Here is a 12366-nt window from a genome sequence, read left to right as displayed (position 1 = left end):
GCCGTGTTCGCGACAATGGTCGCGATGGCCCGTCTACTAGACTCGGCCTCTGTCGACGGATGACGCCCCCGCTCGGGGCGCTCCGCCGGGAGGGTTGTCCGAGCGGCCGATGGACCTGGTCTTGAAAACCAGTGGGCAGCAATGTCCCGTGGGTTCGAATCCCACACCCTCCGCCCTGGCGAGGAGTGTGCCCCGATCGTGCCCGTAGACGTTCTGCCGAGAGGACACGAGTGAGCCCGACGAACCCGCCCGCACCGCGCGGCCGCCGCACGGTCGCGCGCCACGGTGCGCTCACCTCGCCGAGCCCGTTCGGCCAGCTGCTGAAGCTCCTCGGCGTCATGCTCGCCGTCGTCCTCGTCGCGGGTGCAGGCGTCACCGCCTACGCGGCCTACGACCTCACCGCCAGCTTCACCGACGAGGCCGTCGCGCTCGAGGGTCAGGATTCCGTTCCGCCCGACATCGGCGCGATCGAAGGCGGAGTCAACCTCTTCATCGCCGGCACCGACGAATGCCTGCCCGAATTCGCCGACTACTTCGGCGACCGCTGCACCGGCGCCGACGCGGGTGGCGAGCTGAACGACGTCAACCTGCTCGTCCACATCTCCGACAACCCGCGGCGCGTGACGGTCATCTCCTTCCCCCGCGACCTCATGACCGAGATCCCCGTCTGCACGAACGCCGACGGCTCCGAGGCCGGCGGCATCAGCAAGGGCCAGATCAACTCCGCCTTCACGTACGGCGGGCTGTCGTGCGCCGTGAAGACCGTGTCCGAGCTCAGCGGTCTCAGCATCCCGTTCGCCGCGAAGGTCAATTTCGGCGGCGTCATCAACATCACCGACGCGATCGGCGGTGTCGAGGTCTGCATCGGCAACGGCGGCATCCGCGACTCCTACACCGGCATCGACTGGCCCGCCGGCATGCGCAACGTGCAGGGCATCGACGCCCTGCAGTTCCTGCGGACGCGCCACGGACTCGAGAACGGCAGCGACCTCGCGCGCATCTCGAACCAGCAGCAGTACATGTCGCGCCTGGCGCACAAGCTGGTCGGCGAGGACGTGCTGTCCAACCCCGCGCTGCTCTACAAGCTGGCCACCACGGCCGTCGAGAACGTGACGCCGAGCCAGAGCCTGGCCAACCCGCTGACCCTCGTGCAGATCGCGCTCGCCGTGAAGAGCGTGCCGTTCGACGAGATCGTCTTCCTGCAGTACCCCGTCTACGACGACCCGTCCGACTCGAACCGCGTGGTGCCGAACTACGAGGCGGCCGATCAGCTGTGGGCGGCGCTCGCCGCCAACCAGCCGATCGTGCCGACGAGCGATCCGGACAGCACGGGGGGCGTCATCGCCGCCGACCCCGGCACCGAGGTCACGCCCGCCCCCGTCGAGTCCGCCGACCCGGGTGCCACGCCCGCACCGAGCGAGTCCGCGGTCGAACTGAACTCGTCGATCCCCGGCACCACGGCGGCGCAGGCCACCTGCTCCGCCGGCAATCTCCGAGCGGACGGCTGACCTTGCCGATGAGCGGATGCCGCGGCATCCGCTTCTCGTGTCGTCGAGCGCTCGCAGCGGAAGGGATGAAGCATGACCGGCGCCCCTGACCGGCGGCCTCCGCTCGCGCAGCACGGACGTGCGCCGCGTTCGCGACCGCTGACGCGTCTGCTGCTGGCGATGGGAGTGGTCGCGGCCGTGCTCATCGTCTCGATCGGCGGCGTCGGGGCATTCGCCCTGTGGAATGCGGCCGACCTCATCTCGGCGAGCTCCGTGCAGATCGGCGACGAGGACGAGCTCCCGCCGCCGACCATCGGCGAGATCGAGGGCGACGTCACGATGCTGCTCGTCGGCACCGACTCGTGCGAGGGGCCGAACGCCGCGCTCTCGGGCGCCTGCCAGGCCGGCGACACCGACGGCGAGCGCAACGACGTGACGATGCTCGTGCGCATCAGCGACAGCCCGAGGCGGGTGACGGTGGTGTCGATCCCGCGCGACATGATGGTGTCGCTCCCGGAGTGCACCGGCCCCGACGGCCGCACGTACCGGGCGGAGTCGTCGGCGATGCTCAACGCCTCGTACGCGAACGGCGGGCTGTCGTGCACCGTCGACACGGTGGAGAAGCTCACGGGTACGCAGATCCAGTACGCCGCCGCGATCCGCTGGACCGGTGTCATCAACCTGTCCGACGCCGTCGGGGGAGTGGACGTCTGCGTCGCCGGCGACATCTCCGACGGCTACACCGGCCTGAATCTCACCGCGGGCACGCACACGCTGCAGGGCGCGGAGGCGCTGCAGTTCCTGCGCATCCGCCACGGCATCGGCGACGGCTCCGACCTCGGACGCATCTCGAACCAGCAGCAGTTCATGTCGTCGCTCGTGCGCAAGCTGCAGAGCCAGTCGGTGCTCGGCAACCCGGCGACCCTTCTGAACTTCGCGGGCACCGCCATGCAGCAGGTGTCGAACGGCCAGCTGATCCTGAGCTCCGGGCTGGCGAACCCCACGCGCATGGTGCAGATCGCCATGGCGCTGCGGAGCGTGCCGTTCTCGGACATCGTCTTCGTGCAGTACCCGACCTACTACTCGAGCTCGGGTGCGAGCAGGGTGCTCCCGGTGACCGATGCGGCGGACGCCCTCTTCGCCGCGCTCGCCGAGAACAAGGCGCTCATCCTGACCGGCGAAGCCAGCCAGGGGAGTGCGGTCGAGGTGACGGGCGAGGCCGCGCCGCTGCCGACACCGACGCCGACGCCGACAGGCGGGTCGGGTGCGGAGACGCCCGCCCCCGCGGCGTCCGCCACGGCGTCAGCGCCGGCTGATCCCTCCGTCGATTCCGTGGAGCTGCCGAGCGCGATCGCCGGCACCACGGCCGCCCAGGTCACCTGCACCCAGCCGCAGCGCTAGCCCGATGCGTTCGCCGGGTGGTGTACCGCCCTGACGCATCGCCCCGGTGGCGTGAGGTCCACCTGACGCGAGATGCGGCATCCCGTCGTGGATTTCCGCAGCTCGCGTCCACCGGTTGCCAATTCCGACGACCTGCCCGCCCTGACGCATTCGCTCGAACGGCGTGCCGTTCATATGACGCGAGATGTGGCATCCCGTCGTGGATTTCCGCAACTCGCGTCCAATGGATGCCGATCCCGACGACGTTCGGCGCTCGGGTGCGCAGCGGTTATGATGGGTGTCGCGCGACGCATTCCGGTGCTCGCGCATGGAGACGTCGCATAGTTCGGCCTAGTGCACCACCCTGCTAAGGTGGAGTCCTCGCAAGGGGACCGAGGGTTCAAATCCCTCCGTCTCCGCCACCACATACGCCCATAGAACTGCAGAAAGACGCGGGACTGGGGGCGTTCTGCTTTCCAGTCAGGTGGCGCGTGACAACGGAACGGCAACAACCCGCGCTGCGATCGCCTCATCGAGACGGACCGTGAGCGCCTCCAGGTCGTCGTCAAACAGGTCCGCGTAGACGTCGAGTGTCATGGCTGCGGAGGCGTGTCCGAGCATCCGCTGGATGGCCTTCACGTTGGCGCCGGAGGACACCGCGAGCGATGCGGCCGTGTGCCGGAGGTCGTGCAGCACGAGGGGCTCGACGCCGGCAGTCACGAGCGCGCTCACCCACCACGAGCGGGAGCCGGCTGAAGCCCTCGTGCGTCGCATGTAGCCGCCGTGGCCGTCATCAAAGATCAGCGCCTGGGGCGCCTTCCCTTCGACTGCGGCCGCGAGCTGCTGCAGGACCGTGGCAGGTACGGGCACCTGTCGTGATTCATGGGTCTTCGGTGTGCCGGGGTGGAACTCTCCGTGCACCTCGACCACGTTCCGCGTGACGCTGATCCGGTGCCGCAGGAAGTTCACGTCTGAGACGCGGAGGGCGACGAGTTCGCCCCACCGGAGTCCGCAGTATCCGAGTGTGAGGACGAGCGCCGGCCGCGGGGAAGCCTCAGCCACAGCCCACAGCTCCTCGTGAGTCAGGTAGCGACGCGAGCGCGAACTGACCTTGCGGGGGAGCCTGACGCCGCGGGCGGGGTTCGCGAGGATGCGACGATCTCGCTCGGCAGTGTCGAGGATGCCGGCCAGGATGCCGAAGGCCCGCGCCACGACGGTCGGGCTCTTGCCAATCCCCGCCACCCACGCCTGCACCTCTGAGTGACGGATGCCAGCGATAGAGCGCGGTCCCCATGCCGGCTCGACGTAGTTCGCCCACGATGCCCGCAGGGGAGCGTAGGACGATGGTTTCAGCAGAGCCTGCTTGTTCGCCAGCCACGCTGTGCTCAGCTCGCTCACCGTTGTCTTCGCGGCAGCTGAGGAGATGTAAGTCCCGTCTGCCTTGCTCACTGTCTGGCGGGCTATGTGCTCCTCAGCGGCCTTCTTGGAGGGAAAGCCACGCTTGGAGGTCTGCTGATTCAGAGGGTCTCGCCAGACCGCACGATAGAGACGCTTACCCGCCTTCGTCTCATAGGCGTGAACGCTGCCCATCAGGTCAACGCTCGCCGATGCGGGAACTCCTCATTCACTGGCGCGATCTCGATCTGACGCGCGTCAACGCGATAGTGCCCGAGCCAGTCGTCGGCAGTCACGTCAGCGACGCCCGGAACGTCGTCTGGCATGCTGAGCGGCGACTCATGACGCAGCCAGGGTCCGATCTCGCTGCGGTCCAACAGATCAAACGCCGTCATCTTCACGACGGTGGTTCCGTCAGGGAATGCGGGCGGTACGAGCAGATCCATAGGCGTGACCTTCAGGACGCGGGCGAACGCCATCAGATCGTCCACATCGACGCGACGTTGACCGTTCTCGATGAGAGACAAGGTCGCTTTACCCATCGGACGCCCGTGGTAGCTGACGAGATGCGCCACGTCTTCCAGTCGCATGCGGCGGTACTTCCGGATCCTCCGGATGTTCGCGGCAACCGTCTCACCTGTTGAAGTCTCTGCTTGTCTCTCCACGAGAAAACTTTACTCGATCATAGCTAAAGCCGGTGGTACAGTTTAGGAAACCTAAACTCAACACCACCAAATATGAACGGAGATATCGTGAACGAGTACCTCACCGCTGACCAAGTGTGCGAGATCGTCCCTGGAATGACAAAGACGGGACTGGCGCAATTGCGGTTCACCGGACACGGCCCGCGGTTCCTGAAGCCCACTCCGCGAAAGGTGCTCTACCGGCGCAGCGACGTGATCGCGTGGCTGGAGGGGTCGGAGCAGACCAGCACTGCGAGCGTCCGGTGACGCGAAAGAGCCGCCCGGACTTTCCCCGGACGGCCCTAGGTGAGACGGCTATTTCTCCCGATGAGCATAACCACCCCTCCTCGGTCCGCGCCGGTGGTGACCGCGCGCGGCCGGAGACGCCTTCGCAGGCGGCAACGTGGGAACGGGTGCAGCTGAATGCTCGCGTTGCGGGACTGTGTGACGCCTGCGCGGCTCAATTCGCCTGGGGTGCACAGCTCGGTTTCACTAACGTCCACCCACCTTGCAAGGCATGTAGGTCGATCGTGGATGCGCTGCCGTCTCTCCGTCCTAATGGATGGCGAAGCGTGACGGGCTCTGCGGGTGCGGCTAGGAACTGGGTCGCAGCGGCCGGAGGTTCCAATCTGACACGAACCACAGAGTTCCCCGGTGTCGGAAGTGGTGCGTGAGGTGTGGCACAGATTCCGACGCGATCTCTGCTGCGCAGCGGGAATCTCAGCAGGCTCCGTCTCACAGCCGGTCAGCGGCTCGTTCTTCTCGTCCTCGTGGATCACGCGGACGGTGACGGGATCAGCTACCCGGCAGAACGCACGATCGCACTCGAATCTGGAATGCAGCGATCAGCGGTGCAGAAGCAGATCCCCGCGCTGCTGCATCGGGGTGTCGTGCAACTCATCGAGAAAGGCGGCCCGAGGCGCTCCGCGAGGTATCGAGTCGCGCCCGAGTTATGGACCTCTGTGTAGTCCATACGGGAACAGCAGTTATGGACCTCTCCGTATGCCATATCGGTTCGCGGTCAGAGGCCTACTGGGTAGTCCAGAAGAAAGAACTACTCACGTCGGCCGCGTGCGAGCCCGAGTGCGCGCCCTGCCGGGCGCTGGCCGCTCGCTGCGCTTTGGGAGTCCGATCGAGAGCGAGATTTCAACTAGCTCGGCGGCGCTTGCGTCGCCGTCCCCCCTCTGGGGGCGGAGGGGGGACCAGCCACGAGATCCCGCGAGCCGCTGGCTGCGGTCTCCGAGCTGGTCTCTGTTGTGCCGGCTCCCGCCGTCGCTAGCTGGGGACGAGGAGTTCCGAGCGGGTCGTGTTGGCCTGCTGGCTGGAAGTCGTGAAGTTGGGCGCCTGCTGCGGTGCGTGTCAGCGCGACCACCTGTGCACGCGCGCGGGCTCGCCGCCGGCGCCGCGCCCGTCTGTGTGTGGGAGCGGCCCGATCTGGGTTACTGCGTTCACGGGGTGTCCGTGGGTGCGAGGTGTTCGCGGTGTCCTCATGGCACCGCGTCAAAGAACGAGAGACGGAGCTGACAATGAACACGAACAACCTGCTCGCCGTGGATCACGCACGGGCGGCCGCGGTGGCTGTGGCGGTCGCGACGGGCGATGACGCGATGGCGCTGCTTGCGATCTCGGAGGCTGCGGAGGATGTCCGGGATGAGTCGCTGCACGCGCTGGTGATCGCGTGCGGGGTGAGTCTCGTGCAGATGCTGCACGCGACGATCGGGCTGGAGGCGGCGGAGCAGCTGCTGCGGAAGACGCTGCTGCAGCTGCGGACGGTCGCGGAGACTGAAGGGTGACCCGCCGCCGTTCCCCGTTCGCGAACCCGAGTGGCGCGGCGCGCTCACCGTTCGCGGGCGCGGGTCTGCAGCCACCGGAAGAGCTGCGGGATCAGTCAGGGCTCCTGTCGGCCGCGGCAGAGGTGGCATGGCTGCAACACGCCGAGTCGGCTGACGCTGGCACCATGTCGGCCGTCCGTGTTAATCTCCCGGCAAGTCGAATCGCTGGTGAAGACCGAGGAGCCTCCGGGCCAAGGTCGAGCACTCATCGGGAAGGCCCAGATGCAGGCGAAGGACCGGTCAACGCGACACCTCCGGGTGTGCGGAGGAACCTGTCCGTAGCTACGCACCGCCAGACGACCTGAACCCGTTCCCCGCGATCTGCGGCGGGACCACCTACACGGCGCCGGCGTCCTCCATGCGTGTCCTCTGAGTGACACGCCTCATCGCACACGAAAGGCTCACCATGAGCACGACGAAGACCTATTCCGAACTTCTCGACTCCGGCCGGAAGGCGCGCGACCTGGCGGAGCAGCTGCTGCTGACTAAGACCGATCCGACGCTGGAGCAGCTTGCCACCATCGAGGCCGGCCAGAAGGACGCCGCCGACGCGGTGGTGATGGCCCGCAAGATCAAGGAGTCCCGCGAGCTGAACGCCGCGATCGACGCGCTAGGCGGCCCCGGTAGCAAGGCCACCGGCGGTCTCGCCGGCCCCGGATTCAAGGCGAGTGCTCGCGCGTCGTGGGCCAAGGCTGTGGGCGATCGTCTGCAGACCGTCATGCGCACCGCGGACGGCGCGAAGGCGCTCGTGTCCGGCTCGGTTGATGTCCCGAGCGTCGCCGGGCAGCCCGTCGAGATCGCCGGTCGGCCTACTAGCGTCCTGGACCTGATCCAGAAGCCCGCGAGCCCCGCCACCGGGCAGGGCAATGCGTTCCAGTACCTCCGCCAGCAGACGCGCACGAACAATGCAGCAGCGGTGGCTGACGGTGCGACCAAGCCGACCAGCGTTTACACGTTCGGCGCCGTTGAGGACACGTTCGCCGTGTACGCGCACATGAGCGAGGTGCTCCCGTTGCGCTATCTCACCGACTTCGACGGCCTTACGGACATCCTCCGTGATCAGCTCGGCGCCGGGCTGCTGGAGGCGATCGAGGCTGACGTGATCGCCGGCACGGGCACGGGTGACAGCTTCACCGGCGTGCTGAACACCTCCGGCATTCAGTCGCAGGCGTTTGCGACCGATCTGCTCACGAGCATGTCAAACGCGAAGTTCAAGCTGATCAGCGCGTCGCAGGATCCCACGGCGTGGGTGCTCAACCCCACCGATGCTCAGAAGCTGGAGCTGCTGCGGGAGTCGGGTAGCACGGGCGCGTTCCTGTTCCGCAACGGGCTGAAGGACGCTGAGGCGTTCCTGGGTGCGCCCATCGTGCTCTCCACGCAGATGACGGTCGGCACCGGCCTGCTCGGCGACTGGCGCACCGTGGAGCTCCTCGTGCGCGAAGACGACCACGTGGACACGGACACCTCGGGTGTCCTGTTCGAGAAGAACCAGTTCCGGATGCGTGTCGAGGGTCGATACGGCCTGAAGGTCGGACGCCCGCTCTCGTTCGTCAAGACGGCACTCGCCGCCTGACCCATACTCCCGCGCGGGGAGTACTTTCAGTGTTGCCACCCTGCGCGGGGTCTCCAGGGGAGTCGGCCGGAGCCATACCGGTCGACTCCCCATCCTCATTCCCACCGGTGGAAGGGGGCGCCAATCTCTACTACCCACAGCCCCGGCAACTTCTCCGGCAGTGGTTTCCCCCACCTGTCCGAATCTCAGAGAAAGTGCGTCAGATGACCGCGGAGTCGAAGCAGGAGCGTGACCGCAGGTACGCACGGGAGTACCGGGCCAGACAGCGTGTGGTTCGGGCTGAACGGGCGCGTGCGGCGTCTGACGGTGTGCTGGGTCCGGTGCGTCAGTCGGTAGATGCGGCGGTGGAGGCGATGAAGTGGATTGCTCCGAGTGATGGGGCTGCGGTTGCGCAGGCTCGGGCGGTGGCGACCATCGTGGATTCAGCCATGGAGGCGGGTGAGCTGTCTTTAGCGATACGGGCGCATGGTCTGCTGTCGCGTCTGCTGGACGCTCTCGGTGGCACGCCGCGTGTGCGAATGCAGCTGGAACTTCGCTCCCGTCGTCTCGCGGTCGCTGAGTCAGATGACGCGCCGGCGAGAGCTGACAACGTGGTCAGGTTCCCGCGGCCGCCGAAGCGATCGTCGGAGTAGACGCTAACGGTAGACGACCGTCGCGAGGCTCCGATCTGACACGAACCTGACGGGCTCGGGCTCTCTCAGTAGCAGGCAGTCCCGTGTACCGGTTGGAATCGCATCGCGGCGCCGTCCGCGATCCACCGGGAGCTGTTCGGGTACGCCGCCAATAGAGCAGCGATTAGGGTCTGCCGGTCGGGGTGGTCGTAGTAGCCAATCCACCGTCCAATCGTCGGAGCCAGCTTCTCTGGCGGTCCGATCTGCTGGAGTTGCTCGATGACTGCCGCCGGATCGCGGGTGAACTGGTGGCGGGTGCACGTCGCCGCGACATGAATATCCAGCGAGGTAGTGGAGAGCATGGCCAGCATCCGATCTCCGGCCGAGAGTGTTCAGGGTAACTCGTGACCCCTGACATCGAGGTAGCTGCGGAATACGCTGTGGCGATGATCAACTGTCAGCCGCCCGCAGCGAATGATCTCTGGTGGGTGCAGTTGATCGCCCCCACGGTCGCGCTGGCCATCGCAGCGTGGAGCTTCATTGTGTCGCGACGGGATCGCTCGGCTGACACGAAGCTGAGCGCTAAGGCACTCGCCGACGAGCGGGAGTATCACGATCGAGAGCGTCGTCTTGAGCGCGCCAGAAACGAGAAGGCACAGGGAACGGCGCTTCTCGCGGCCGCACGGAAGAACGCTTCGCGGGTGGTGGTGACACACCGACTTCTAGGCACGGATCAGGACGGCTACACGGAGGGTGAGTTTGAGGTCGTGAATGCAACCTCCGACCCCATCCTGAACTTCTCCGTCGATTCTGTGCAGACGACCAGCTCTGGCGCTCCAGTAGAGTTCTGGCGGCGGCCGGACGGAAGCGACTGGGTGGCGAGGGTCATCATGCCAGGCGAGACGTTCGCCTTCGCCGGCTACTGGTCTGATGCGAGCACGGGAGCGCCACATCCACCAATCACTGTCAACCCATCGATAACGCTCTACGTGACCCCAGAGCTTCGCTGGTACGACGTTGACGGAAATTTCGTTTCCAAGGGCCCAAATCGTCTGGACCTGGACCCGAGTAACGCCTGGTACTACCCGCTGACTCAGACCGAAGAATCGGCGGACGAAGACGTTTGATCCCCCGACGAGCGCTGAAGTTTGAGCGATCACTCACCAGGCGGCGGCTTCGCCCATCCGACATTCACGAACGAGCACCTGACGATCGTGCAATTGACCAGACCAACGGATCCCAGATAGGACTTTTCTCTCTCGATCTGCCAGAGCATCTCGTCCGTTATCTCGTTGTCTTGGTAGTACCCGCCTTCGACCGTGATCAGAACTGCAGGGCCGATTAGCCGGCACGAATCGAAGGTGAATCCGCTCAGCTGGTGTTCGCCATTGAGGAGGTCAGAGATGCGCACGTCGCCGCCCGTGAATGTACGGGCGTACGTCACACTGTTCGGCGGCTGCTGGAGGTCCACTGAGAGAGCGGCCCGAGCCTTAACGGCGAGGTCAGCGGCTGCCGACGCGAGTTCGTGGATTGCGAACGCATCACTCCAGAAGTAGACGTTGCCAGTCTGGGGGTCGTAGTTCCGGAAGATGGACACCTTCTGCCAACGCTGGAGCATCGCCTCGGGCATAACGTTCATGTCGAGGATGGCTCGCGGCAACGTCGATTCCGTCCACCACCTATCGATTCGGTTATCGATGTGCTCGAAGTGATTCCGAAAAGTCACCTCGTGCAGAGGCGAATCATCCGCGACATCTAAAGTCTCGCGGAGTGGAGCTCGTTCATCGGCCAAGCGACCGCCCGGTCCCCAGAGGAGCTTCGCCACGTTCGCGCCGGCCGAAATCATGGGCTCAAGCGATGACCACAGTGCAGCAACTTGCTTGCGGTCAAAGGCTATGCCCGCGTTCGCGTAGTGCAAGGCAATGTAGTCACACTGCGTCAGGACTTCTTCCTGGAAGCGCTCTAAGAGTTCGGGATCCACGAGTGGATAGTAAAGGTCGTGGATGCGCAGCGGGGGAAGGCAGCGTGCTGCGCCTCACTCAGGGTCTGTCGCGATAAGCCGACGCATCCGATACTTATGCGCCGGGTCTGCCGCCAGCCGGTCTCGCCACCACGCGAGCAGCACATCCTCCCGAACCACGCGCTGACCCCCACTCAACTTCGTCGCCATGCCATCTCGACGCCATCGCTTCACCGTGATCTCACTCCGGCCGACCCGTGCAGCTGCGGCGCGGTAGCTCAGCCAGCGCGGGTCCTGGAACGGCATAGCTTAGGACGGGATCGAGCCGATGACGACGATCTCGCAGCTCCGGCAGACGTACCCTTGGCCGCCGGCGTTATGTAGCACCGTCCCGCACTCGGGACACTTCGGCTGAACGGCGTCATCAAGCGGGTCCATGTCCGGATCGTACGCAGTGCATGCCATCAGCGCCACACCGGGCGGCGGTAGCGATCGCGTCACGAGAACTGCACCCGTAGTGTCGGGCCATGATCATCCTGCACGGGTCCAACAGCCCCACGCCGATGCCGACGATCGACGTGGTGGTGACTAACTGGCCGCAAGACTGGTCATCGTTCGTGGGCTCCCTCATTGCCTCGGGAGTTGCCCTCCTCATTGCGGTCGGGGGCGTCTTTTTGGACCGCAGAGCACGGAGGAAGGAGCGCACGCTGACTGCAGCGCAGGAAGCTAGGGGAATCACGGTCTCGCGGGTGCCTGCGCCCGACGATCAGGCCACATCCCAGATGTCCTTCACTGTCAGGAATGCGACGCGTCAGCCAATAACCGACATCGCCTTCCTGCCTAATCCGGTCTATCTGAGCAATCAGTACTGGAGCTGGACTGCTGCCTCAGCCCTGAAGATCGAATACCTGGAGCCAGGAGGCGCCCGCACAGTAGACGGCAACTGGAACGGGGCCATGGATGACGATTGGTTTGGCATGCTTCCGAGTCCGGACCTCTACTGGACGGACTCCCTCGGCAACCAGGTCATCCGGATGGGCGACAAGCCCCCGGTTGTTTACACACGGTCGGACGCGCAGCAGGTGATCGCAAAGCGCGCGCGAGAACTCCGGCGGGACTTCCTCGAACGGGCATGGAATCACGCGAACCCAGATAAGGGTGGGCAGATGCCTCCGGACTATGAGGGGTGACGACGCCGTGACAACGCCGTGACAACAGATGATCCTGTTTCAAGTCATCCGGAGGAGCCCTCGTAACCGAGAATGGCCCAGAAATACGCGAACAACAACCAGATCCGCTCCCTCGCTGAGGCACCGCGAGGGTTCAAATCCCTCCGTCTCCGCCACATAATTCCCAGATCAGCGCTAAATTCTCGAGGACGCTAGCCCACAATTTGCCCACATCTGGTTTGCGGGCCCGTGGTGCAAATGCTCGTGGCGTTGCTG

The 12366-nt window shown here is 65.5% G+C and carries 13 protein-coding genes and 2 tRNA genes; 11 read left to right on the top strand and 4 right to left on the bottom strand.

Annotation, left to right across the window (positions count from 1 at the left end; genetic code table 11):
• Positions 1–88 precede the first annotated feature (88 nt).
• From CVS47_RS14135 to CVS47_RS14120, 4 genes are all read left to right on the top strand, one after another.
• Positions 89–173, top strand: a tRNA-Ser gene (locus tag CVS47_RS14135).
• A gap of 57 nt (positions 174–230) precedes the next feature.
• Entirely contained in the window at positions 231–1508 is a 1278-nt protein-coding gene (locus CVS47_RS14130; protein ID WP_241240171.1) for an LCP family protein, read from the top strand.
• A gap of 72 nt (positions 1509–1580) precedes the next feature.
• The gene (locus CVS47_RS14125) at positions 1581–2888 is read left to right on the top strand and encodes an LCP family protein (protein WP_206502645.1); all 1308 of its coding nucleotides are present in this window, start codon (positions 1581–1583) and stop codon (positions 2886–2888) included.
• A 309-nt stretch (positions 2889–3197) separates the two neighbouring features.
• Positions 3198–3289 (top strand) — tRNA-Ser (locus CVS47_RS14120).
• Positions 3290–3347: 58 nt separating this feature from the next.
• Here the strand turns inward: CVS47_RS14120 and CVS47_RS14115 are convergent.
• Positions 3348–4457 carry a tyrosine-type recombinase/integrase gene (locus CVS47_RS14115; protein ID WP_127096658.1) on the bottom strand — a complete coding sequence of 370 codons (1110 nt, stop codon included), beginning with the start codon at positions 4455–4457 and terminating at the stop codon, positions 3348–3350.
• Positions 4457–4927: a helix-turn-helix domain-containing protein gene (locus CVS47_RS14110; protein ID WP_164734667.1), complete on the bottom strand. Its 471-nt coding sequence runs from the start codon at positions 4925–4927 to the stop codon at positions 4457–4459. Before CVS47_RS14110 ends, CVS47_RS14115 begins: the two co-directional genes overlap by 1 nt.
• Positions 4928–5014: 87 nt before the next feature.
• On the opposite strand from CVS47_RS14110, the gene CVS47_RS14105 reads away from it, so the two are divergent.
• The 5 genes from CVS47_RS14105 to CVS47_RS17065 all read left to right on the top strand — a co-directional run bounded on the left by CVS47_RS14105 (position 5015) and on the right by CVS47_RS17065 (position 8982).
• Complete coding sequence (locus CVS47_RS14105; protein ID WP_206502643.1) at positions 5015–5212, top strand: helix-turn-helix transcriptional regulator; 198 nt, start codon at positions 5015–5017, stop codon at positions 5210–5212.
• Between the two features lie 410 nt (positions 5213–5622).
• A complete protein-coding gene (locus tag CVS47_RS17070; protein ID WP_127096655.1) occupies positions 5623–5913 on the top strand; it encodes a helix-turn-helix domain-containing protein in 291 nt (96 codons plus the stop codon).
• A gap of 558 nt (positions 5914–6471) precedes the next feature.
• Entirely contained in the window at positions 6472–6738 is a 267-nt protein-coding gene (locus CVS47_RS14095; RefSeq protein WP_127096654.1) for a hypothetical protein, read from the top strand.
• 445 nt (positions 6739–7183) lie between these two features.
• A complete protein-coding gene (locus CVS47_RS14090; protein WP_127096653.1) occupies positions 7184–8350 on the top strand; it encodes a phage major capsid protein in 1167 nt (388 codons plus the stop codon).
• A 203-nt stretch (positions 8351–8553) separates the two neighbouring features.
• Complete coding sequence (locus CVS47_RS17065; RefSeq protein ID WP_420899333.1) at positions 8554–8982, top strand: terminase small subunit; 429 nt, start codon at positions 8554–8556, stop codon at positions 8980–8982.
• Between the two features lie 65 nt (positions 8983–9047).
• Here the strand turns inward: CVS47_RS17065 and CVS47_RS14085 are convergent, their stop codons facing one another.
• A complete protein-coding gene (locus tag CVS47_RS14085; protein WP_127096652.1) occupies positions 9048–9332 on the bottom strand; it encodes a hypothetical protein in 285 nt (94 codons plus the stop codon).
• 33 nt (positions 9333–9365) lie between these two features.
• Between CVS47_RS14085 and CVS47_RS14080 the strand changes: the two genes are divergently transcribed.
• Positions 9366–10088, top strand: a complete 723-nt coding sequence (locus CVS47_RS14080) for a hypothetical protein (protein ID WP_127096651.1) — start codon at positions 9366–9368, stop codon at positions 10086–10088.
• A gap of 29 nt (positions 10089–10117) precedes the next feature.
• Here CVS47_RS14080 and CVS47_RS14075 read toward each other — a convergent pair whose 3' ends face one another.
• Positions 10118–10942, bottom strand: a complete 825-nt coding sequence (locus CVS47_RS14075) for a hypothetical protein (RefSeq protein WP_127096650.1) — start codon at positions 10940–10942, stop codon at positions 10118–10120.
• Between the two features lie 506 nt (positions 10943–11448).
• Between CVS47_RS14075 and CVS47_RS14065 the strand changes: the two genes are divergently transcribed.
• Positions 11449–12111 (top strand): hypothetical protein, encoded by a 663-nt coding sequence (locus CVS47_RS14065; RefSeq protein WP_127096648.1) that lies wholly within the window; start codon positions 11449–11451, stop codon positions 12109–12111.
• Positions 12112–12366 lie beyond the last annotated feature (255 nt).

This window comes from Microbacterium lemovicicum (assembly GCF_003991875.1).
Taxonomy (GTDB): domain Bacteria; phylum Actinomycetota; class Actinomycetes; order Actinomycetales; family Microbacteriaceae; genus Microbacterium; species Microbacterium lemovicicum.
Note: the sequence above shows the minus strand (reverse complement) of the source record. Positions and strands in the feature narration are given on the sequence as shown.

Bases quoted from the DNA above. Each gene is read 5' to 3' on its own strand.
- CVS47_RS14090 (WP_127096653.1), top strand. From the start codon at position 7,184: ATGAGCACGACGAAGACCTATTCCGAACTTCTCGACTCCGGCCGGAAG.
- CVS47_RS14085 (WP_127096652.1), bottom strand. From the start codon at position 9,332: ATGCTGGCCATGCTCTCCACTACCTCGCTGGATATTCATGTCGCGGCG.
- CVS47_RS14125 (WP_206502645.1), top strand. From the start codon at position 1,581: ATGACCGGCGCCCCTGACCGGCGGCCTCCGCTCGCGCAGCACGGACGT.
- CVS47_RS14065 (WP_127096648.1), top strand. From the start codon at position 11,449: ATGATCATCCTGCACGGGTCCAACAGCCCCACGCCGATGCCGACGATC.
- CVS47_RS17065 (WP_420899333.1), top strand. From the start codon at position 8,554: ATGACCGCGGAGTCGAAGCAGGAGCGTGACCGCAGGTACGCACGGGAG.
- CVS47_RS14115 (WP_127096658.1), bottom strand. From the start codon at position 4,457: ATGGGCAGCGTTCACGCCTATGAGACGAAGGCGGGTAAGCGTCTCTAT.
- CVS47_RS14095 (WP_127096654.1), top strand. From the start codon at position 6,472: ATGAACACGAACAACCTGCTCGCCGTGGATCACGCACGGGCGGCCGCG.